This window comes from Leptolyngbya sp. FACHB-1624 (genome assembly GCF_047649235.1).
GTDB lineage: Bacteria > Cyanobacteriota > Cyanobacteriia > Leptolyngbyales > Leptolyngbyaceae > Leptolyngbya > Leptolyngbya boryana.
This window is the reverse complement of record NZ_CP180258.1, coordinates 2,267,790-2,289,991: the sequence shown is the minus strand read 5'-3', so window position 1 is coordinate 2,289,991 and position 22,202 is coordinate 2,267,790. Positions and strand designations below refer to the sequence as shown.

The 22,202-nt window shown below is 47.6% G+C and carries 18 protein-coding genes, 2 tRNA genes and 3 rRNA genes; 15 read left to right on the top strand and 8 right to left on the bottom strand.

Annotated features, from left to right (window positions below):
• Positions 1-135 precede the first annotated feature (135 nt).
• The gene (xseA, locus tag ACMUEV_RS10535) at positions 136-1,395 is read left to right on the top strand and encodes an exodeoxyribonuclease VII large subunit (protein WP_190653315.1); all 1,260 of its coding nucleotides are present in this window, start codon (positions 136-138) and stop codon (positions 1,393-1,395) included.
• 28 nt (positions 1,396-1,423) lie between these two features.
• Positions 1,424-1,681, top strand: a complete 258-nt coding sequence (gene xseB / locus ACMUEV_RS10530) for an exodeoxyribonuclease VII small subunit (RefSeq protein WP_017289141.1) — start codon at positions 1,424-1,426, stop codon at positions 1,679-1,681.
• Here the strand turns inward: xseB and ACMUEV_RS10525 are convergent.
• Positions 1,678-2,058 carry a hypothetical protein gene (locus tag ACMUEV_RS10525; RefSeq protein WP_190653316.1) on the bottom strand — a complete coding sequence of 127 codons (381 nt, stop codon included), beginning with the start codon at positions 2,056-2,058 and terminating at the stop codon, positions 1,678-1,680. The genes xseB and ACMUEV_RS10525 overlap by 4 nt on opposite strands.
• Positions 2,059-2,093: 35 nt before the next feature.
• On the bottom strand, positions 2,094-2,726 hold the full coding sequence (locus ACMUEV_RS10520; RefSeq protein WP_190653317.1) for a Vat family streptogramin A O-acetyltransferase: 633 nt from the start codon (positions 2,724-2,726) through the stop codon (positions 2,094-2,096).
• Positions 2,727-2,858: 132 nt separating this feature from the next.
• On the opposite strand from ACMUEV_RS10520, the gene ACMUEV_RS10515 reads away from it, so the two are divergent.
• The 3 genes from ACMUEV_RS10515 (at position 2,859) to ACMUEV_RS10505 (ending at position 6,698) form a co-directional block, all read left to right on the top strand.
• A complete protein-coding gene (locus ACMUEV_RS10515; RefSeq protein ID WP_026148761.1) occupies positions 2,859-4,040 on the top strand; it encodes a DNA double-strand break repair nuclease NurA in 1,182 nt (393 codons plus the stop codon).
• An 89-nt stretch (positions 4,041-4,129) separates the two neighbouring features.
• Positions 4,130-5,275 (top strand): enhanced intracellular survival protein Eis, encoded by a 1,146-nt coding sequence (gene eis, locus ACMUEV_RS10510; protein ID WP_190653318.1) that lies wholly within the window; start codon positions 4,130-4,132, stop codon positions 5,273-5,275.
• Between the two features lie 238 nt (positions 5,276-5,513).
• On the top strand, positions 5,514-6,698 hold the full coding sequence (locus ACMUEV_RS10505) for a putative N-acetylmannosamine-6-phosphate 2-epimerase (protein WP_190653319.1): 1,185 nt from the start codon (positions 5,514-5,516) through the stop codon (positions 6,696-6,698).
• 171 nt (positions 6,699-6,869) lie between these two features.
• On the opposite strand, the gene ACMUEV_RS10500 is transcribed toward ACMUEV_RS10505, so the two are convergent.
• Entirely contained in the window at positions 6,870-7,274 is a 405-nt protein-coding gene (locus ACMUEV_RS10500; RefSeq protein WP_017289147.1) for a hypothetical protein, read from the bottom strand.
• Positions 7,275-7,331: 57 nt separating this feature from the next.
• Positions 7,332-7,601: a GlsB/YeaQ/YmgE family stress response membrane protein gene (locus ACMUEV_RS10495; protein WP_017289148.1), complete on the bottom strand. Its 270-nt coding sequence runs from the start codon at positions 7,599-7,601 to the stop codon at positions 7,332-7,334.
• A 209-nt stretch (positions 7,602-7,810) separates the two neighbouring features.
• Here ACMUEV_RS10495 and ACMUEV_RS10490 point away from each other — a divergent pair, with 209 nt between their 5' ends.
• Complete coding sequence (locus ACMUEV_RS10490; protein ID WP_017289149.1) at positions 7,811-8,716, top strand: YihY/virulence factor BrkB family protein; 906 nt, start codon at positions 7,811-7,813, stop codon at positions 8,714-8,716.
• Between the two features lie 44 nt (positions 8,717-8,760).
• Here the strand turns inward: ACMUEV_RS10490 and ACMUEV_RS10485 are convergent, their stop codons facing one another.
• Positions 8,761-9,456, bottom strand: a complete 696-nt coding sequence (locus tag ACMUEV_RS10485; RefSeq protein WP_190653320.1) for a response regulator — start codon at positions 9,454-9,456, stop codon at positions 8,761-8,763.
• Positions 9,457-9,769: 313 nt separating this feature from the next.
• Here ACMUEV_RS10485 and ACMUEV_RS10480 point away from each other — a divergent pair, with 313 nt between their 5' ends.
• Both ACMUEV_RS10480 and ACMUEV_RS10475 read left to right on the top strand, forming a co-directional pair.
• Positions 9,770-10,696, top strand: a complete 927-nt coding sequence (locus ACMUEV_RS10480) for a phosphodiester glycosidase family protein (protein WP_347277632.1) — start codon at positions 9,770-9,772, stop codon at positions 10,694-10,696.
• On the top strand, positions 10,644-11,297 hold the full coding sequence (locus ACMUEV_RS10475; RefSeq protein WP_197693252.1) for a DNA-3-methyladenine glycosylase family protein: 654 nt from the start codon (positions 10,644-10,646) through the stop codon (positions 11,295-11,297). The genes ACMUEV_RS10480 and ACMUEV_RS10475 overlap by 53 nt, the downstream gene beginning before the upstream one ends.
• A 69-nt stretch (positions 11,298-11,366) precedes the next feature.
• On the opposite strand, the gene sir is transcribed toward ACMUEV_RS10475, so the two are convergent.
• The 3 genes from sir to ACMUEV_RS10460 form a co-directional block, all read right to left on the bottom strand.
• A complete protein-coding gene (gene sir, locus ACMUEV_RS10470; protein ID WP_190653321.1) occupies positions 11,367-13,118 on the bottom strand; it encodes a sulfite reductase, ferredoxin dependent in 1,752 nt (583 codons plus the stop codon).
• Positions 13,119-13,246: 128 nt separating this feature from the next.
• The gene (locus ACMUEV_RS10465) at positions 13,247-13,744 is read right to left on the bottom strand and encodes a low molecular weight protein-tyrosine-phosphatase (protein WP_190653322.1); all 498 of its coding nucleotides are present in this window, start codon (positions 13,742-13,744) and stop codon (positions 13,247-13,249) included.
• Between the two features lie 83 nt (positions 13,745-13,827).
• Positions 13,828-14,583: an MORN repeat-containing protein gene (locus tag ACMUEV_RS10460; RefSeq protein WP_287455739.1), complete on the bottom strand. Its 756-nt coding sequence runs from the start codon at positions 14,581-14,583 to the stop codon at positions 13,828-13,830.
• Between the two features lie 203 nt (positions 14,584-14,786).
• Here ACMUEV_RS10460 and ACMUEV_RS10455 point away from each other — a divergent pair, with 203 nt between their 5' ends.
• The 7 genes from ACMUEV_RS10455 to rrf all read left to right on the top strand — a co-directional run bounded on the left by ACMUEV_RS10455 (position 14,787) and on the right by rrf (position 22,182).
• The gene (locus ACMUEV_RS10455) at positions 14,787-16,211 is read left to right on the top strand and encodes a DUF3370 domain-containing protein (RefSeq protein ID WP_017289156.1); all 1,425 of its coding nucleotides are present in this window, start codon (positions 14,787-14,789) and stop codon (positions 16,209-16,211) included.
• A 3-nt stretch (positions 16,212-16,214) separates the two neighbouring features.
• Positions 16,215-16,844: a lysophospholipid acyltransferase family protein gene (locus ACMUEV_RS10450; RefSeq protein ID WP_190653324.1), complete on the top strand. Its 630-nt coding sequence runs from the start codon at positions 16,215-16,217 to the stop codon at positions 16,842-16,844.
• 258 nt (positions 16,845-17,102) lie between these two features.
• Positions 17,103-18,590 (top strand): 16S ribosomal RNA (locus tag ACMUEV_RS10445).
• A gap of 114 nt (positions 18,591-18,704) precedes the next feature.
• Positions 18,705-18,778, top strand: a tRNA-Ile gene (locus tag ACMUEV_RS10440).
• A gap of 14 nt (positions 18,779-18,792) precedes the next feature.
• Positions 18,793-18,868, top strand: a tRNA-Ala gene (locus tag ACMUEV_RS10435).
• A 199-nt stretch (positions 18,869-19,067) separates the two neighbouring features.
• A 23S ribosomal RNA gene (locus ACMUEV_RS10430) occupies positions 19,068-21,951 on the top strand.
• A 114-nt stretch (positions 21,952-22,065) separates the two neighbouring features.
• Positions 22,066-22,182 (top strand): 5S ribosomal RNA (rrf, locus tag ACMUEV_RS10425).
• Together the 16S, 23S and 5S rRNA genes with 2 tRNA genes alongside form the textbook arrangement of a ribosomal RNA operon.
• Positions 22,183-22,202: the final 20 nt, after the last annotated feature.

The following is a 22,202-nucleotide window of genomic DNA, read 5'->3' as shown; positions in this document are numbered from 1 at the left end:
ATGTGGGGCAAACGGGAGGGAATGAATCCAAACTTGATCAAGGGGGCAATTGTACCCGATGCGCTTTGATCTATCATCTTATTCCCAAAATTTGTAGCATGGAGATCTGGAATTGCTCTCTCTAGGGTAACGAGTATGACCTCGAAACTGCCGAATTTATTGGTTCCGGATTCCGCCCTATCTGTGGCGGATTTAACGGCTTACATTCAATCGCTGATCGAGCAGGATGATCAACTGCGTCAGGTTTGGTTAACCGGAGAGGTTTCGAGTGCAACTCGATATCGCAGCGGTTTGTTTTTTACGCTGCAAGATCCAGCGGCCAAGGCGGTGATTCAGTGTGTGGTTTGGAGTAGTCAATTGCATAAGTTGACGACGATCCCAGCGCCGGGAGAACAGTTGATTGTGCTCGGTCGGGTGCATGTACAGCCGCACCGGGGCAGTTATCAGTTGGTGGTCTGGCAGGCACTTCCGGGTGGGGAAGGTCTGCGTGCTTTGCGATCGCGTCAACTCAAAGACCGTCTAGAAGCAGAAGGGCTGTTTGATGTTGATCGCAAACGCCCAATTCCATCTCATCCTCAAACTGTGGCGGTGGTGACTTCACCGCAAGCCGCCGCTTGGGGAGACATTCAAAGAACGCTCAAACGACGGTATCCAGGTCTTCGGGTGCTGTTTTCCCCTGCATTAGTGCAAGGTGATCAGGCTCCCAGCTCGATCGTCAATGCGATCAGGCGAGTGGAGCGAGATGGCAGAGCGGATGTACTAATTCTATCACGAGGAGGCGGTGCGATCGAAGATATGGCTTGTTTTAATGACGAAAATGTGGTGAGAGCGATCGCAAACTGCTCAATTCCAGTGATTGCGGGCATTGGGCATCAAAGAGACGAGTCGTTGGCGGATTTAGCGGCTGATGTTTTTGCACATACACCCACGGCGGCAGCAGAACAGGCAGTGCCTTGTTTGGCGGATTTGTATGAGATTCATTTAGAGCGATCTGAGGCATTAAGCTCAGCCATGGCGAGGTACATGATGATCGCTCAGGATCGATTGGTGGGATTGCGCGATCGTATGTCTCGCTTGAAGCTCGATCGGGCATTAAAACAGGAAATGCAAGTCGTATCCTGGTTGCAGCAGCGATTAATTCATTCGACGCAAAGACGATTTCAATCCGCATCGCAGCATTGTCAGATGCTTCAAGAAAAATTAACAACGCTTGATCCGCAAGCCGTTTTGCAGCGAGGATATGCGGTCGTCCGTTCTGCGAAAGGAATTGTGCGATCTGCCAAAGATGTAAAAATTGGAGATAACTTGACAATTCAACTCGGACAAGGAGAAATTGAGGTGTACGTCAATAGTGTATTGAATACATCAGCCCAACCAAATCCAGAACAACTATAAATAAGGAAAGCCCACTTGCAAATGACGAATGGCTAATTCTTCTCGCTTCAACCCTTCTAAAACATTGAATCAACTCTCTACGGACACTTGGAACTATGAGCAGACCGTGGCACGAGTTGAGGAGATTTTGACGCGAATTGAATCCGGCGAATTGGAATTAGCGGCTGTGTTTGAAGAGTTTTCGACGGCTGTAGAGTATTTGCGGCAGTGTGAAACATTTCTGGCAGAGCGTCAGCGTCAGGTAGATTTGCTCATCGAAACCTTGACTGACGAAGCTGAGTTTTAAAAAATCTTCTCTCCCATCGGCTGGCAAAACGGTTGAACCCCTGTTTTCAGGACGTAAATTGCAACTGGAACCGCAAGCCGCATGGGTAGCTGAGTTTGAGACACGATTGTATCCACCAACTCGCCGGACAAACCATCTTCTAACTTTTCTTTAATATCTGCCTCACAGAGAATATGCCGCCAGCGCTTTGCCAATCCATCGATCCAGCGCTCATTTTCTTCAGGAAGCTGTCCTGATTTGATCGCCAGAGCAATTGCTGCATCTTCAAGATCTCCGTCGCAATCTTCAATCACGTCTAAAGCTGCTAAAGCAGTCGGGTGATCTGAAAGCTGTTCGCGGAAAAACTCAAGATCTGCTGGCGAAACAATAATCGACATGGGCTAGTCCTGAAAAACTCAATTCCGATGTTAGCTTATCCACAAGCTCTCAAGGCATCTAAATCGGCTGAAACAATTTTGTCTAGATTGCGAGTAATTTTTTGGATATCCCAATTCCACCAAGCGATCGACAATAGCTCTTGCACGACTTCATCTGAGAATCGCTGTCGAATTGGTTTTGCGGGATTGCCTCCAACGATCGTATAAGCAGGAACGTCTTTCGTGACGACCGATTTCGCAGCCACGATCGCGCCATCTCCAATCTGAACTCCTGGCATAATCATCGCTTCATAACCCAACCAAACATCATTGCCAATCACCGTATCGCCTTTATATGGAAGCTCTTGAGGAACTGGTGTGACTGTCTCCCATCCATTGCCAAAGATGTTAAACGGATAAGTTGAGAAGCCAGAGAGCTTATGATTTGCGCCATTCATGATGAACTTGACTCCTGTTGCAATGGCGCAGAACTTACCGATGATTAAGCGATCGCCAATAAAGTCAAAGTGGTAGAGAACATTGCGCTCAAAGTTTTCAGAGTCTTCTGGATCATCGTAGTAGGTGTAATCGCCAATGATGATATTTGGATTCTGAACGGTATTTTGAATGAAGCAGATTTGGGGAAATCCCTTCATCGGGTGCTTGTCTTTCGGATCGGCTCCGTACATCGGCGATCTTCCTATGAATTGAGTCAAACTGTTCTTGGTTTCTATTCTAGAAGCGATCGCTGGTCTGAATCAGTAGGATGCAGCATCTCAAAAAAACGCTATGCTTCTAGTGCAAGTGATCTGTTTTTTGAGATGTTAGATCTGACAAAACTCGCTCAACAAATGCAAGGCATTAGCCAACAGTTGACCCTCGAAGCAACGGCAACTCGACAACGCCTCGATCGAGCACAATTGCTAATGGCGCAAGCAAATGAGCGACAAGCAGATCTCGTGCAAATGCAAGAACTATGGCGCGATCGCTTAAATTTCACCGCAGCGATGCCACTCGAATCCCTCGACACTCGCATTGAGATTGCTGCACCTCCGGCTGCTCATACGGTGATTGCCACTGATGGTTCTCAAATTGCACCCAGTCATCATGAAATTGCTTATTGCTATTTGATCAATGTGGGACGGATCATTTTGCACTATGGGCAAAGCAAGTTGCCTTTACTCGATAGCTTGCCTGAGGTCTTTTATCGCCCTGAAGATCTCTATGTTTCTAGGCAATGGGGAATTCGCACCGAGGAGTGGATGGGCTATCAAAGAACTGCTTTAGAAGCGCAAATTCTAGCAGAGTTAGCACAAGCTCTAACTGATGAAATGGAAGCCCCAACACTCGCGCTCACAGATGGTTCTTTGATCTACTGGTTTTTGGAACAGTTACCTGCTGAAGCACGCGATCGCATTTTGGCTCCCATCTTAGCCGCATGGGATCAATTAAGAGCGATTTCCGTGCCGCTAGTCGGTTATATCAGTGCTTCTCGCAGCGGAGAAGCTTTGAATTTCTTAAGACTGCAAAGCTGTCCTTACTTAGCACCGGACTGTATGACACATTGTAGTGAAGTTGTCGATCGTGCGCCTTGCCAAGTCCTCGATCCACTTAAAGATGCAGCTTTGTGGGCAATTAGGCTAGAACCGGGACAGCGTAGCCCCTTATGGAAGAGTTCGGCTCGAATTCAGGAGTTTTATGGCGATCATGCCATTCATTTCTGCTATGTGAATGTTGGCAGTGAAATTGCGCGGGTGGAAGTTCCCGCTTGGGTCGCTGCCGATGAGGATATGTTGCAATCTGCATTGAGTTTAGTATTGGGTCAGGTGCAGAAAGGATATGGATATCCAGTAGCACTAGCAGAAGCGCATAATCAGGCTGTTGTACGAGGTGGCGATCGCGCTCGATTCTTTGCCCTCCTTGAACAACAAATGATCAAAGCTGGATTGCGCAATGTCGGCACGTCCTACAAAGAAACTCGAAAGCGGGGCAGTATCGCTTGAGTGTGTTTTTTCTTGAAGCCAAGTGTCGTTTGATTTTCCCTGAAACTTGAAATTGGTAAAGTAAGGTTGCATCCTGTTTGGTTGAGCGAATGCAATTCACTTTTCATCCTGCTGAAGATTTCAGCGATCTCAAACGGTTTGGCAGAATTTTGTCGCAGTGCTTTGATGCGCCCCTTTCAGATGAGCCTGCGTATCTCAGTCGAATTGGAGCCGAGAATACTCGGCTTTTATTGGCAGGTCAAGACGTGATTGGAGGATTGGGATTGCTCAATCTAGGGCAATGGTACAACAGAGTGAACTTGCCAATGGTTGGGGTCGCAGCCGTGGGCATTGCTCCAGAATGGCGAGGACAGGGTAGTGCGATCGCGCTGTTAAAATCGACGTTGCAAGAACTGCATGATCGAGAAGTGCCTCTCTCTGTCTTATTTTCTGCGGCTCAACCTTTGTACCGAAAAGTCGGATATGAGCAAGCTGGAGCTTTTTGCATTTGGGAAGTGGATACGGCGAGCATTCAACTTCACTCGCAAGAATTGCCAGTTCGATCGTTAAGTTTAGATTCTCCTCTGTTTGCTACACTATACAACCAGCAAGCCCAACGAAATCAAGGGTTTCTCGATCGCAATTCTGTCATTTGGTCGAATCTCTATAGCTTTGATGCAAAATCTCCAACCTATGCTTATCAAATTGGAGAAGAAGGCTATATTACCTTTCAGCAAAACCAAGGACGGTTGATTGTCAAAGATTGGGTTTTACTGTCACCTGCTGCGATGCGGCAGTTCTGGGCGTTTTTATCACATCATCGATCGCAAATCGATCGCATTGAATGGAAAAGCTCACCTATTGATGTTCTTAGTTTATGTCTGCCGGATCAAACTGCTAAAATCAAATCGCTGAGTCGATGGATGCTACGGATTGTGCACCTTAAACAAGCACTAGAGCAGCGGAGCTATCCGAATTCAATCGAAACTGAACTCCATCTCAATGTTCACGATTCCCTATTTTCAAGCAATCATGGCTTATTTACGCTGAGTATTGCCAAAGGAAAAGGAACCTTGACCCCAGGGGGCAAAGGTGAGCTACAGCTCAGCATTAATGCACTCTCTCCCCTATACACAGGATTGTTAACCGCAGAGCAACTTGCTTGCTCATACCAACTGAACGGAACTGCAACTGCGATCGAGACTGCAACCTCTCTCTTTTCGAGTCCGCTTCCCTGGATGCCTGATGCATTTTAATGCTCAGTCAAGCTGTAAGCCGGAGTCGCAAATTAGAATTCTGCTTGCCGATTTTAATGGATAGACGATTAAAAACCGCAGATTTCATCACAAAGATAGATGAATTTAGTGTTTAATACGCTAGTGTCTATCTTTGTTGACGGTTTTCGATTATACCTCCACAATGCAAGGTAGTTTGTAATCAGGGTAATCACAAAACCATATCCACGTCTTGATGTAATGTCTTCACATTGATGTAATGTCTTCACAGGTGGTCATTCAATTTATGCCTCGCGATATCGCCCAACTTCTAAAACCCCTTGAATCTGGGCTAATCGTATCTTGCCAAGCACCCGCAGATTCACCCCTAAATCACCCGACGATCATTGCTGCGATCGCAGAATCTGTGGTTGCCCAAAATGCAGTTGCCGTTCGGATTGATACGCCAGAACGAGTTACTGCTGTCCGGCAGCGGATTTCGGCTCCAATCTTGGGTCTCTGGAAGCAGAAGATTCCAGGATATGAAGTTTATATCACGCCTAGGTTTGAACAGGCTCAAGCACTAGCAGAAGCTGGAGCCGATTTTATTGCGATCGATGCGACCTTGCGCGATCGACCTGAACCCATTGAAATCTTGATCCAGAGGATTCATCAGGAACTCGGTAAGCTTGTGGTTGCGGATATTGATAGCTTGGAATCTGCGATCGCAGCGATTCAAGCTGGGGCAGACATGATTGCCACGACCATGTACGGATTTACGCCAGCGACAGAAGGCTGTTCACCACCAGCTTTTGATCTGTTAGCTGAGATTCTTGAGAAATCAAATGTACCTGTTATTTGTGAGGGCAAAGTCAATTCGCCGGAACTTGCAAGACAAGCGATCGATTTAGGTGCATATGCAGTTGTTGTGGGAACGGCAATTACGGGGATTGAAGCTCATGTGCAAGCGTTTGATGCTGCGCTGCGAAAGAAGATTCCAGCGCTTTTAATCGAGCGAAATGACACGTATCATTTTGCACTGTTTACTCAGGAGCATCCTTCCTACCGTAACTATGTGCGATCTAAGTTGCGGCAATATAATCCTGAAACGACATCAGCGAATGGCTACTTTGATCAAAGTGCATTACGAGGATTGCCAATTGAAATTTTCTTGTTAGACGATCGCGATAAAGTCAAAGCAGGCTTAGTGAGTTTAACTCGCTGGAATTGGCTATTGATTGAGGCGCTATGGGTTGAAGAATCAATTCGGAGACAAGGGTTTGCAAGCCAATTGATGCATTTAGCAGAGCAGGAAGCGAAACGCAGGGGCTGCACCGAAGCGCTACTCGATACGTTTAGTTTTCAAGCCAAGGAGTTTTATGAAAAGCTTGGCTATGAAATGTTTGCTCAAGTTGATGATTATCCTTCTGGATATAGCTTCTTTCAATTGAAAAAAGAGCTATGAAAAAAGGCGTGATCATTACGCCTTCAGCAGCTTCAAATCAGTTGTGAAGTAAGGAGTGAAGAGTAGGGAGTTTAGAGTGATGCTCTAATTCCCTACTCTCCACCCTTTCTAGCAGTGACGACTCAAACAGGATCGCGATCGCTAGGAATTATAGAGAAAGCGTTTGCTGGACTAAATCGCCCCTGTTCCTCGCCCACGCTGATCGTGTTCCATCGTCAGCTTACCTTCTTCATCCTGATTGATTTCGCGATATTCTTCGACTCGCTGCTGATGTTGCTCCTCTTCAGCCTGACGGGCATCACCAGGAACTTCATAGTACATCTCAGGTTCGATCGCATAGTTGTTCAGTAAGCCTTCTTGATCAACAGTGTAGCCTCCTGTTGTTTCAATGCTTTTTGAATCTGTTTGATCATCCGTTGAAGCAGAAGCTTCACGTTCTTCGGTTGGAACGGTCTTGAACTGAGAACCTTCGCGCTCCTTGCGAGCAGCCGTTTCAGCTGGAATAATATGCGGATCATAGGCATCGCTTTGAGCGCGATCGTGGCTATCGGTTGAGATCGTTCTATCCTGACTCATAGCAAATTTCTCCTTATATTTGGTAGCAGATTTCTCCTTAGATTTAGTCAGTGAGATTTAGTAAGCGCGACCTGCGAACTTGTAGTAGATAAAGAGCGCAATAATTGCACCCAAAACTGCCAAGAAAACGCCCGTCAAGCTCAAGCTAGTTGCAGCGAAAGCAAATGTTCCAGTTTCAAGCAGCGTTGCGATCGTTCCACCAATAAAGGCACCAACGATACCGAGAATCAAAGTTCCCAGAATTCCACCGCCTTGACGACCGGGATAAATTGCTTTTGCAATTGCACCTGCCAACAGTCCCAAAATGATCCAAGCTAGAATATTCATAGTTATCTTCCGTGTAATTTAACTCTTTGAAAACCATGTGATTAACTTAACAGGCTGGAGATTCAGTCGTACCTTTCTGAGGTTAGGAGCGCTGACAGAACTTCCTCAGTCTCAAGGTGGATTTGCGCAAAACTCGTACTTGTGGGCGATGAAATGAATCTTTGTCTTACTATAAGTTGGCACATAGATATATCTAAACGTCTATTCCTATGCGATTCAAAACGATTGTGCGCTTGCTGCGAGATACGGTGACAGAGTGGAATGAAGATAATGTTCCTTTGTTAGCGGCGGCGTTGGCTTACTATACGATGTTTTCGATCGCGCCTCTGTTGATCATTGCGATCGCAATTGCAGGTGCAATTTATGGACAAGAGGCAGCCCAAGGCGAAATTGTTGGGCAGATTCAAGGTTTAGTGGGCAGAGATGGCGCAGAGTTCATTCAATCGATGATCGAAAATGCCAGTAAGCCTGGAGCAGGAGGAGGAGTTGCAACCTTTATCGGGATTGTAGTTCTAATTTTTGGAGCCTCTGGAGTGTTCGGACAGTTGCAAACGGCACTCAATACAATTTGGGAAGTAAAACCGAAGCCAGGGCGGGCAGTGAAAAGCTTTCTACAAGCGCGGTTTCTCTCGTTTGCAATGGTCTTAGTGATTGGATTTTTATTGCTGGTTTCGTTAGTCTTGTCTGCAATTCTAGCCGGGATTAGCGCGTACTTTGGAGCATTTCTACCGGGGTCGATCGCGATTGGGCAAATCCTCAATTTTGTGATTTCGTTTGGGATTATTACACTGCTCTTTGCTTCAATCTATCGATTCTTGCCCGATGTGCATGTGCCTTGGAAGAACCTTTGGGTTGGTGCGGCAGTGACAGCTTTATTGTTCAATCTAGGTAAGTTCTTACTCGGTCTTTACCTGGGTAATAGCGGTGTTAGCTCGACCTATGGAGCGGCTGGATCGCTGGTTGTGATATTGATTTGGGTATTTTATTCAGCACAGATTTTGCTGTTTGGAGCTGAGTTTACGCAAGTATATTCTAAGTATCGAGGTAGACCGATTACGCCTTCGAGTCATGCCGTTTCGCTCAAAGATGAAGTTGTCGATCGAGATGCTCCCTAATGGCGAGAACTCCGAGCTTAGCAAAAGCTTGGAGTTCTAAGGCTTTATTTCACTAATCCTGCTCGCAGTGCGCGAACTGCAATCTGAGTCCGATCATTCACACAGAGTTTATTGAGAATGTTGCGAACGTGAGTTTTGACCGTTCCAATTGTGATGTAAAGCTTCTCTGCAATCTCAGCGTTACTTCGCCCATCTACGATCAGTTCCAGTACATCTAGCTCCCGAGTCGTTAGCGGATATTCAGAAATCATGCCGCTATCTTCAAAAGAAAGTTTGTTAATGGTAACTGTCGTGGTCGCTTCAGTCGGTCGAGCCAGCTTGACTTGACTTAGGACAATTCGCGCGATCGCGGGATCGATCCAGGCGTTTCCAGAGGCAGTTGTGTGAATCGCTTCAGATAACCGTGAGCCTGTAATATCCTTCATGCAGTAAGAATCTGCGCCTGCCGCAAAAGCAGCTAACACCATCTCTTCATCATCATGCATCGTCATGATCAAGATTTTGGTATTTGGAGCTTCTCCATCGGCTCTAAATTGCTGCGTCAGTTCGATGCCAGTCATATCTGGCAAACCGATATCGACGATCGCAACGTCCGGTTGAGTTGAGCGAATCAGATTCAACCCTGATCGAGCATCCCGCGCTTCGCCAACAAGTTCAATACCTTGCTCTCTCAAAAGTGCTCGAATCCCAAAGCGAGTCAAATCATGATCTTCAATCAATACAACTCGAATCTTCTCCATTTTGGCTGCTCCTACAGACGTATAAACTTTTCAGTTCAATTGCAGATTTACTTATAGTGAAATAATTCTAGATCGAGAGCATATGCAAAGCGGTCTACCTACAGTCATAGCTTTAGAGCCGTAAAATCTCGGACTAACTCTATCCGAAGATTGAACTTCGTTAAACTTGGCGCAATTCATTTCCGTAGTTTCTTGGATGTTTGTACTATCTTGAGCGAGTCATGACCTGTTTCTCGCTCGTCTTTGCCAATTCGCGTTCTAATAGAGAGATTGCTTGTGTTATTCGGTCATCAACATCATCAGGAGTTCGATCGTGAAAAGGCTGTGGCTTGCAAGTCTGGCAATATTTGGCTGCGGTAGCTTAGGATTGTGGTTTGTTCACTCTCTCGTTTCTTCTCAGGTTTCTGTTTCTTCTCAAGTGGCTCCCACCCAGCAACCAACCGTCTTTGCATCTCCATCGGCAAGCGTTACTCAGGGTGTACCTAGATATCAAGTTTATTCTTTGCCTAATAGCGAAATTCATACGGTGACGATCGCACCTCAAAGTCAATTTAAAGTGTCGATCGCGCTTTCTCCAAAGTTGGAACCGATCGAGCAATTTGGCAAATCGATGAATGCGATCGCAGCCCTAAACGGTGGGTTCTTTGACCCGAAAAATGAAAAAACGACTTCCTATATTACGAAAAACGGCAAAGTTGTTTCAGATCCCAACACCAATGATCGCTTAATGAAGAATCCCGATCTCCAGCCGTATTTGCCTCAAATCCTAGAGCGATCGGAGTTTCGACAGTACAAATGCGGCGAGAAGATTCAATATGCGATCGCGGCTCGTTCGGCAGTCGCACCGTCGGGGTGTCAGTTGATCGATGCCATTGGCGCTGGTCCTCAACTGTTACCCAGATTGACCGCGAAACAAGAGGGCTTTGTCGATGAGATGGTCGGAAGAGATTCGATTGGGGTCACGCAGCGCAATGCGAGAAGTGCGATTGGGATCTTAAAAGATGGTTCAGTCATTTTAGTTATGGCAGCCCAAAAGCCAGATGCACCGCAAAATTCCGGGATGTCTGTACAAGCCATGACTGGATTTTTGCAACGGTTGGGTGTTGAACAAGCCTTGAACTTAGATGGGGGTTCATCGTCATTGTTGATCTACAAAGATCAAACGTTCTATGGCAAAGTAGATAAAGATGGAAAAGCCGTTTCCAGAGCGATTAAGTCTGCCATTGTCGTGCATGAATGATTATGCGATCGCAATTCAAACTTTAAAGCTTGCTGATCCGAGACTGGGAACAGTCATTGATCAAGTGGGAGAGTGCAAACTGACTCAGCAATCAGGAGATTTGTTGCACTCACTTGCGCGATCAATTGTTTATCAACAGCTATCAACAAAAGCTGCAACGGCAATTTATCATCGGTTTCTTGAGCTTTACCGCGATCGCGCCATTACAGCAGAAGCAATTCTAGAAACGCCAGATGAAACGCTACGAGGAGTTGGATTTTCACGCCAAAAAATTGTTTATCTCAAGGATCTGGCACAAAATATTCAAACCGGATTGCCAACGCTAGAAGAATTAGAAGAATTAGAAGACGAAGCGATTATCCAAACACTGATTAAAGTCAAAGGGATTGGACGTTGGACTGTTCAGATGCTTCTGATTTTTCGACTGCATCGCTGGAATGTCTTGCCTGTTGATGATCTGGGGATTCGAGCGGGAATTCGGCGGATTTATCAGCTAGAAGAATTACCAGATAAAAAGACAGTTTTGCAAGTCGGACAGGCTTGGAACCCGTATTGTACGATCGCGAGTTGGTATATTTGGCGGAGTTTAGAATTGCCCTAGATTCAGGTCAGTAAAAAAGGGCGTAATGAACGCCCCTTTTGTCTTCCGAGTTGAAGTCACTCGTTGAAGCTATACTCCGGTGAATTGATGAATCGCATCTAGACCAACACGATCGCAGAAATCTCCAAAGCTTTCCCCTGCCTGCCGCTCTTTCTTAAAGTACGTAAACACAGGCTCGAATACCGCTTCTAAATCATCCAAATTCATCTTCTCGATGAAGACCTTTGCCAATCTCGTTTGATTGGGAGCCGCACCTAGCCAAACTTGGTACATATTTGGACCCGTTCCCACCAGTGCCAATTCTGCGAGATACGGACGCGCACAGCCATTCGGGCAGCCTGTCATGCGGAAGATAAATGACTCATTCGGTAAGCCTACTTTTTCGAGCAATAACCGAATTCGAGTCAAAATTGGTAAACTCGCTCGTTCAGCTTCCGTGGTTGCCAGTCCACACGTCGGTAATGCAGGACATGCCATAGAATCACGAACTAAAGGATCAATCTGATCAGGACGTTCGATCCCATGTTCGCGCAGAATGCGATTGATTCTTTGGCGATCGCTCTTTTCAATGTCATATAACAGAACATTCTGGCTCGGTGTCAGTAACATCGGCAGATTGAACTTTGTCACAATCTTTTTGAGCGCTGATTTCAGCCGGAAACCGTTTTCATCTTTGATCCGACCATTCTGAATCGAGATGCCATAGAACAGTTTTCCATCGCCTTGCTCATTCCAGCCCAGATAGTTGAGAAACTTGAATTCAGGTAAAGGCTTGAACGGCTCGATCGCTTTACCAAAGTATTCTTCAACTTTAGAACGGAATTTCTCAACGCCCCATTCTTCAACGAGGTATTTCATCCGAGAATGACGCCGATCAGAGCGATCGCCATAATCCCGCTGAGTCGCAACGATCGCTTTTACCAAATCGTAAACATCTGCTTTGGCAACATATCCAATGGGATCAGCGATGCGAGGAAAAGTTTCTTCTTTGCCATGAGTCCGCCCAAGCCCGCCTCCGGCATAGACATTAAAGCCTTCTAACTCACCTTGATCATTCGTCAAAACAACCAAAGAAATGTCCTGCGAGAACAAATCAACAGAATTGTCACCGGGAACTGTCACTGCAATTTTGAACTTCCGAGGCAGATAGTACGTTCCATAAATCGGCTCAGGCGAATTTTCAATATTGGAGCCGTTAATGTTCCGCTTCCGCGCTGCGACGACTTCCGGATCTTCTTCACCCGTAATCGCCTTTTCCCCATCTAACCAAACTTCGTAATACGCACCTGATTGCGGCGTGAGAAAATCAGCGATGTTATTCGCATACGTCCGAGCATATTCATACTCTGGGCGATTTTTAAACGGTGCAGGCGGAGACATGACGTTTCGATTCACGTCACCACAAGCACTCAGCGTTGATCCCATACTTTTGACGATCGCGCTAATCGTCGCTTTCAGATTCTTCTTCAAAACGCCGTGTAGTTGAAACGCTTGGCGAGTCGTGACCCGAATCGTGTGATTGCCATATTCATCTGATAACCGATCGATGGTCAAATACAACTCAGGGGGAACAAACCCGCCAGGAGAGCGAGTTCTCAGCATCATCGAGTAATCTTTTTCTTGTCCTCTGACGCGATTATCACGATTATCTTGCTGATAAGACCCGTGAAATTTCAGCAGTTGAATGCCGTCTTCGGAAAAAGCGTTCGTGTCCAGCAACAATTCTGAAGCGACGGGTTCGCGTAAGAAGTTACTACGCTCTTTGATGCCTTCAACTTTGGAGGGTTTGCGGACGGAGGGAGGTGTAGAAGAAATGACCATTGCAATTGGTGGATCGGCTAAAGACAATAATTCGGCACTTGAATCAAATCAAGCTGCCGTAAGCATTTATTCCCGGTATTTCGGTCGGAATTGTGTTGAATGCTCTCAGTCTATCACGATCGCTTCATCTACCGTGCAGACGTAGGTGTTAAGTTCTGTTCTTGAATCACAAAATCTAACAATCCCTGACACGCATCTAAAAGCAGGTCAATCACAAAGTTAAATCCTTCCGTCCCACCATAATAAGGATCAGGGACTTCTCTTAAGGAATGCTCGGTACAGAAGTCGCACATCAAGCGAACTTTGTCTTGATAGGTTCCAGCAGGATCGATCGATCGAATCGCTTCAAAATTATCGATGTCCATTGCCAGAATCAAATTGAATTCTTCAAAATCCGCGCGTTCAAATTGTCTTGCACGTCCAACAAGTTCGATGCCTCTGAGTTTCGCCGCAGCATTCATTCTGCGATCAGGTGGGCTGCCAATGTGATAACTCGATGTTCCTGCCGAATCACAGGTAATTTCACACTCTAATCCAGCTTGGCGGATCAGTTGATTCATGATGTTTTCGGCAGAGGGCGATCGACAAATATTGCCTAAGCACACAAATAGTAAGCGATATGCCATTGGGATTGCCTCAAGTGAAAACCTCTCAAATTTTCGCTTACTTTCGCCAAATGTTGGAACATTGATCGCCGCAAAATCAATATTTATCGAGTTGGGCGGCGGTTTGGTCGCGTTTGGGGTCGGGGTTGTGGTCTAGGCTGAGATGGTCTGACCTGTGGTAAATTTCCATTTCGCCAAACTCCTTGCGATCGCGCTCCAGTTGAGAAAATATAAACCCCACGTCCATTGCGCTGATTATTCTGAAACTCGCCTTCATAGCGATCGCCATTTGGGTACAAACAGACTCCAAATCCAGTCATCGCATTCTGCCGAAATTCCCCCTCGCAGCGTGTGCCATTTGCATAAATAAAAACGCCACGCCCTTGCCGCACATTGTCACGAAATGCTCCTTCGTAGCGATTTCCACTGGAGAACGTACACCGTCCAAATCCATTCAGCGAATTCGAGCGAAAATTTCCCTCACAGCGCGTGCCATCTGCATAGGTAAACACCCCCTGTCCCTCTCGAATATTCTGTCGAAACTCGCCTTCATAGCGATTTCCGCTCGCAAACTGGCACATCCCACGACCATTGAGCAGATTGTTCTGAAAATTTCCCTCACAGCGTGTGCCATCTGCATAGGTGAACACCCCCTGTCCCTCTCGATCGTGCCGCTGAAAATTTCCCTGAAATCGATTTCCGCTGGGAAATTGGCAAACATGCGTGCCCTGGAGCCAACCATCTTTGAGCCGCCCTTCACAATAATCACTGTTTTTTGGAAGTGCCAAACTCTTGGCTGCACTGAACGGCAAGATCGGTTGGGCAAAAACTTCTGTACTGACAAAATCAGCGCTAGTCACGAATACAAAAAATCCTAATGACAGTTTTAGAGATTGTGATTGTGACTGCGATCGCGTTTTAGAGGTAAGCTTCACCATACTTCTGGGAGGTTCTTTTGTAAGGCTGCGATAATTTCTATGCTTTATTAAGGCAAAGATTGTCGGAAATGGGGCTATATAGGGGTAGCATTTTTGACGTTTCTAAGTTCGTCGGTAGCAAGTCCATGTTTTCGAGCCTGCTTTTCTCCTCCTTCGCCCAACTTCCCCCACGGGTTCCCACTCCCGCCCCGATGATTGCCCCACAACCGACTAACCAAGAAATTCTCCCATTTCAGGAGGGAATTCCCAATCAAGAATTCATTGAATCTCAAGAGATTCGTCCCCTGCCTGGCAAACTTGATGATGTTCCGGTTTTCAATAGCAATAGTCCTGAAGTTGTTCTCACAGAAGGGATTCTCCTTTCAACTTTTCCATCTGCAGGAATGCGGGTTCCCTCGGCTCATCTAAATTACGCATTCAACGGCAGATTTGATATCTTCGCCCATCATATTTCTAGAGCCAGCAATCCCAGTCAAACACGATCGCTCTTCCAAGGCATCGTGGTTTACAATCCCAACGATCGCCCAGTTCAAATTGATATCTCTCAAGCTGCCAGCTATCTCACTCGCCCCGATGCTCTGTTTGTTGATCTCCCTGCCTCTGTTGAAGATCCGCTAGGCACAGTCTTTGCCGGGCCGGGCAGCCGAGTTGTAAATGATATTCTTCGTGGGCGCAGGAATGGCAGTATTCCAACGGGAATGATGATCCCGCCGAAACAGGCACAAATGCTGATGAATCTCCCAATTCCAGCAGGTACAGTCACTCCAACTTCAAACGGACGCTCTACGTTAATGCGTCTCAATAGTAATGCACCAGTCTATGTTGCCACCCTAGCAATGTTCGCGCCATTAAACGCCAATCGAACTGAGCGAGTTCCGACGATCGAAGAATGGCTAAATCTTCTAGTGAATGCTGGAGTTGCAGGACCTAGAGATATTCCTCCCACTCCTCCTAACGCCAAAACAACTAACATTACTTATGGTCGGGTCGCTGGTGTTGCCAAAGGTTCAGAATGGCGCACCAACATAACAGATGATTCTCGTTCGAACTCTCTCAATATCCCCAAACCCGGTCGCGCCTTTTCTTATGGTTTAAGTACGCTGGAACGAGGCACATTTGGAACAGGTCAGATTCAAAGTGCTCCGATGCTGGTGCGCTATCCCGATACTGCCTACCTTGCAAATGGAAATTATGGAATTCATTACAGTTTGACCCTTCCCCTGCGAAATTCTACGCGTCAAGCTCAAACGATTCAAGTCTCGATCGAAACTCCGCTCAAACAAGATAGAAGTAGGAATGAAGTTGTCTTCCTCACGGCTCCTGCGCCTCAAATTTTCTTTCGCGGTACAATTCGGCTGCGTTATTTAGACGATCGCTCAACCCCTCAAACCCGATTTATCCATCTCGTTCAACGCCGAGGTCAAAAAGGTGATCCGCTTCTGACTTTGACGCTCTCGCCTGGGGAACGTCGCTCTGTCGAAGTCGATTTTCTCTATCCTCCCGATGCAACGCCCCCCCAATTGCTCACTGTTCGCACCCTAAATCGATAAATTGTGTCCACCACCGCTACTGTCAAACCCTGGCTTTACTGGTCACTCTTCCCAATTCATCGGACTTTTCTCAGACTGTACTTTAGTTCGATCGAAATTCAAGGGCGAGAGAATCTTCCTCAGCAAGGACCTTGTATTCTTGCCTCTAAGCATTTCAGCCGATGGGATCCTTTAGTTCTATCGCTCTTGAGTCAAGAACCCCTGCGATTCATGACAAACGCGAATCAATTTACAGGAATCCAAGGCTGGGCGATCGAACGCCTCGGAGCTTTCCCAGTCAATCTTGCTCGTCCTAGCGTTTCCAGTTTGCGATGTGCGATCGAACTTCTTCAAGCCAAACACAAACTTGTCATTTTCCCAGAAGGCGGAATTGTGCGAGACCAGCCCCTGCGCGAGTTTAAGACTGGATTAGCGCGATTAGTCCTTCAAGCAGAGGCAAGCGGAGAAATAAGGGTACCAATTTTACCGATCGCTCTTTTTTATTCCCCAACCGCCTCAGCAGGTGCAAAAGCTTCGATCCGAATCAATCCGCCTCTCTACATAAACGACTATCGCCAAGAGAACGACAAACAAACTGCTCGAATTTTCACCCAAACCCTTTACTCAAAAATTCTAGAAAGTCTATCAAATTAAGGCTAATCCCCTATTTTTCCCAATCTCTCAAAAAACTTGCAAGACTTTGTTGACAAACCCAATTAGGCTTGATACATTAATAAAGCGGTGAGGGAAGCGCGCTGAAGCGAGGCTCCGAACCGCAGAACTGAACCTATAAAACAGAATAGTTTAGAAGCCAGAGAAAGGAAAGCCTTCGTCAGAAAAATATCTCTTTTGTTAGAGACCGGAAGGATAACCGGATAAATTACTGAATTGAGCTACAAGCTTACTCTATATACTATGGAGAGTTTGATCCTGGCTCAGGATGAACGCTGGCGGTATGCTTAACACATGCAAGTCGAACGGTCTCTTCGGAGATAGTGGCGGACGGGTGAGTAACGCGTGAGAACATGCCTTTAGATTGGGGACAACAGTTGGAAACGACTGCTAATACCGAATGTGCCTTAGGGTGAAAGATTTATTGTCTAGAGATTGGCTCGCGTCAGATTAGCTAGTTGGAGTGGTAACGGCACACCAAGGCGACGATCTGTACTTGGTCTGAGAGGATGACCAGGCACACTGGAACTGAGACACGGTCCAGACTCCTACGGGAGGCAGCAGTGGGGAATTTTCCGCAATGGGCGAAAGCCTGACGGAGCAATACCGCGTGAGGGAGGACGGCTTTTGGGTTGTAAACCTCTTTTATCAGGGAAGAATCGATGACGGTACCTGATGAATCAGCATCGGCTAACTCCGTGCCAGCAGCCGCGGTAATACGGAGGATGCAAGCGTTATCCGGAATTATTGGGCGTAAAGCGTCCGTAGGTGGTTTATCAAGTCTGCTGTCAAAGCGTGCGGCTTAACCGCATAAGGGCAGTGGAAACTGATGAACTAGAGTGCGATAGGGGTAACAGGAATTCCCAGTGTAGCGGTGAAATGCGTAGATATTGGGAAGAACACCAGCGGCGAAAGCGTGTTACTGGGTCTGCACTGACACTGAGGGACGAAAGCTAGGGGAGCGAAAGGGATTAGATACCCCTGTAGTCCTAGCCGTAAACGATGACAACTAGGCGTGGTTCGTATCGACCCGAGCCGTGCCGTAGCCAACGCGTTAAGTTGTCCGCCTGGGGAGTACGCACGCAAGTGTGAAACTCAAAGGAATTGACGGGGGCCCGCACAAGCGGTGGAGTATGTGGTTTAATTCGATGCAACGCGAAGAACCTTACCAAGGCTTGACATCCTCGGAACCCTGATGAAAGTTAGGGGTGCCTTCGGGAGCCGAGAGACAGGTGGTGCATGGCTGTCGTCAGCTCGTGTCGTGAGATGTTGGGTTAAGTCCCGCAACGAGCGCAACCCACGTTTTTAGTTGCCAGCATTCAGTTGGGCACTCTAGAGAGACTGCCGGTGACAAACCGGAGGAAGGTGTGGATGACGTCAAGTCAGCATGCCCCATACGCCTTGGGCTACACACGTACTACAATGCGTCGGACAAAGAGCAGCCAGCCAGCGATGGTGAGCCAATCTCATAAACCGACGCTCAGTTCAGATTGCAGGCTGCAACTCGCCTGCATGAAGGCGGAATCGCTAGTAATCGCAGGTCAGCATACTGCGGTGAATACGTTCCCGGGCCTTGTACACACCGCCCGTCACACCATGGGAGTTGGTCACGCCCGAAGTCGTTACTCTAACTGCTTGCAGAGGAGGACGCCGAAGGTGGGGCTGATGACTGGGGTGAAGTCGTAACAAGGTAGCCGTACCGGAAGGTGTGGCTGGATCACCTCCTTAAAAGGAGACCTACCCTCTCACTTAGCTAAAGCTAGGATGAGAAAGGTCAACTAGGTCGTTCGAAGCTTTCCATAAATTTCGATGTGCTTCTAAACTATCCCGGTTCAGGGATGGGGGCTATTAGCTCAGGTGGTTAGAGCGCACCCCTGATAAGGGTGAGGTCCCTGGTTCGAGTCCAGGATGGCCCACTCCATTAAGACAAGGGGGTTTAGCTCAGTTGGTAGAGCGCCTGCTTTGCAAGCAGGATGTCAGCGGTTCGAGTCCGCTAACCTCCACCAACCGATTGATTGAATCACTCTGTTGAATTTTTTGTTGAATTGAGCGATTGAGGATATGCGACAGCAACTCATCTGCGAGATGTAGAGAGCCTGCTGGATTATATCCAGTACAAGAACCAAGAAAACTGCATAGTAATGATGTCAGGTAGAGATACACAGACACCAATGTAAAGGACTAAAACTGATTGAAATAATTAGTGGTCAAGCTACAAAGGGCAGATGGTGGATACCTAGGCACACAGAGGCGATGAAGGACGTGACGACCGACGATATGCTTCGGGGAGCTGGAAGTAAGCATTGATCCGAAGATTTCCGAATAGGGCAACCTTTAACATGACTACCTGAATCCATAGGGTAGAGCAAGCTAACCCAGCGAATTGAAACATCTTAGTAGCTGGAGGAAGAGAAAGCAAACGCGATTTCCGTAGTAGCGGCGAGCGAACTGGAAACAGCCTAAACCAGGTGATTTATCATCTGGGGTTGTGGGACAGCAACGTGTATCAGAGCGGTTAAACGAAGTAGTGAGAAGCTACACCAGAGAAGGTGAAAGTCCTGTAGTTGAAAACTTAACTGAGCTAGCTGTATCCCGAGTAGCATGGAGCACGTGAAATTCCGTGTGAATCATCGAGGACCACCTCGAAAGGCTAAATACTCCTGTGTGACCGATAGAGAACTAGTACCGCGAGGGAACGGTGAAAAGAACCCCGGGAGGGGAGTGAAATAGAACATGAAACCATCTGCTTACAAGCAATGGGAGGACGATTGAACGTCTGACCGTGTGCCTGTTGAAGAATGAGCCGGCGACTTATAGGTACAGGTAGATTAAGGCGGAGATGCCGAAGTCAAAGGGAAACCGAGTCTGAATAGGGCGCGATATCTGTATTTATAGACCCGAACCCCGGTGATCTAACCATGTCCAGGATGAAGCTTGGGTAACACCAAGTGGAGGTCCGAACCGACTGATGTTGAAAAATCAGCGGATGAGGTGTGGTTAGGGGTGAAATGCCAATCGAACCGGGAGCTAGCTGGTTCTCCCCGAAATGTGTTGAGGCGCAGCGGTAATTGTTTAAGTCTGGGGGTAAAGCACTGATTCGGTGCGGGCTGGGAGACCGGTACCAAATCGAGTCAAACTCTGAATACCAGATGAATAGATTGCCAGTGAGACGGTGGGGGATAAGCTTCATCGTCAAGAGGGAAACAGCCCAGACCATCAGCTAAGGTCCCAAAATAACACCTCAGTGATAAAGGAGGTGGGAATGCAGAGACAACCAGGAGGTTTGCCTAGAAGCAGCCATCCTTAAAAGAGTGCGTAATAGCTCACTGGTCAAGCGTTCCTGCGCCGAAAATGAACGGGGCTAAGGTGTTTACCGAAGCTATGGACTTGCATTTATGTGAGTGGTAGGGGAGCGTTCTGTTGTAGTGAGAAGCATCAGCGGCAAGCAGGTGTGGACGAAGCAGAAGTGAGAATGTCGGCTTGAGTAGCGCAAACATTGGTGAGAATCCAATGCCCTGAAATCCTAAGGGTTCCTCCGGAAGGCTCGTCCGCGGAGGGTGAGTCGGGGCCTAAGGCGAGGTCGAAAGACGTAGTCGATGGACAACTGGTGAAGATTCCAGTACTCAATTTGGATTGTGACGGGGGACGGAGAAGGCTAACACAGCCCCATGTTGGTTAGGGGTTCAAGCATTCGAGGTGATGAGAGTCGGCGGAAACGACTTGAGCTGAGGTGTGAGTACGAGAGTCTACGGACTCGAAGTGTGTGATGTCAGGCTTCCAAGAAAATCCCGGATCACGATAATTCAAATTACCCGTACCCGAAACCGACACAGGTAGGATGGTTGAGAAAACTAAAGGGCGCGAGATAACTCTCTCTAAGGAACTCGGCAAAATGACCCCGTAACTTCGGGAGAAGGGGTGCCACCGAGAGGTGGTCGCAGTGAAGAGGCCCAAGCGACTGTTTACCAAAAACACAGGTCTCCGCTAAGTTGCAAAACGATGTATGGGGGCTGACGCCTGCCCAGTGCCGGAAGGTTAAAGAAGTTGGTCAGGGATTCGTCCTGAAGCTAGCGACTGAAGCCCCGGTGAACGGCGGCCGTAACTATAACGGTCCTAAGGTAGCGAAATTCCTTGTCGGGTAAGTTCCGACCCGCACGAAAGGCGTAACGATTTGGGCGCTGTCTCGGAGAGAGGCTCGGCGAAATAGGATTGTCTGTGAAGATACGGACTACCTGCACCTGGACAGAAAGACCCTATGAAGCTTTACTGTAGCCTGGAATTGGGTTCGGGCTTTAACTGCGCAGGATAGGTGGGAGGCTATGATTCAATCCTTGTGGGGATTGAGGAGCCAACGGTGAGATACCACTCTGTTAAGGCTAGAATTCTAACCTTCGCCCGTAATCCGGGGAGGGAACAGTTTCAGGTGGGCAGTTTGACTGGGGCGGTCGCCTCCTAAATGGTAACGGAGGCGCGCAAAGGTTCTCTCAGGCTGGTTGGAAATCAGCCGTAGAGTGTAAAAGCACAAGAGAGCTTGACTGTGAGACGAACATGTCGAGCAGGGACGAAAGTCGGCTTTAGTGATCCGACGGCGCTGCGTGGAAAGGCCGTCGCTAAACGGATAAAAGTTACTCTAGGGATAACAGGCTGATCTCCCCCAAGAGTTCACATCGACGGGGAGGTTTGGCACCTCGATGTCGGCTCATCGCAACCTGGGGCGGTAGTACGTCCCAAGGGTTGGGCTGTTCGCCCATTAAAGCGGTACGTGAGCTGGGTTCAGAACGTCGTGAGACAGTTCGGTCCATATCCGGTGCAGGCGCAAGAGTATTGAGAGGAGTCTTCCTTAGTACGAGAGGACCGGGAAGAACGCACCGCTGGTGTACCAGTTATCGTGCCAACGGTAAACGCTGGGTAGCCAAGTGCGGAGTGGATAACCGCTGAAAGCATCTAAGTGGGAAGCCCACCTCAAGATGAGTACTCTCATGGTGTTAAACCAGTAAGGTCACGCGGAGAACACGCGTTGATAGGCTCTAGGTGGAAGTGCAGTAATGTATGCAGCCGAGGAGTACTAATAGACCGAGGGCTTGACCTCTTGAATCAGATTGAATCTAAGCCTTGGTGTTTGAGATTTCTACATTCAAAACTGACATCAAAAACTATGCAGCCTTCTGGGTTCTGGTGAATTTGAGCCAGACTCAACGAGTTTCCTGGTGGTGATGGCGATGTGGACCCACACTCATCCATCCCGAACTGAGTGGTGAAACGCATTTGCGGCGACGATAGTTGGAGGGTAGCCTCCTGTCAAAATAGCTAACCGCCAGGGTATCATTAGAAAGAAAGCTC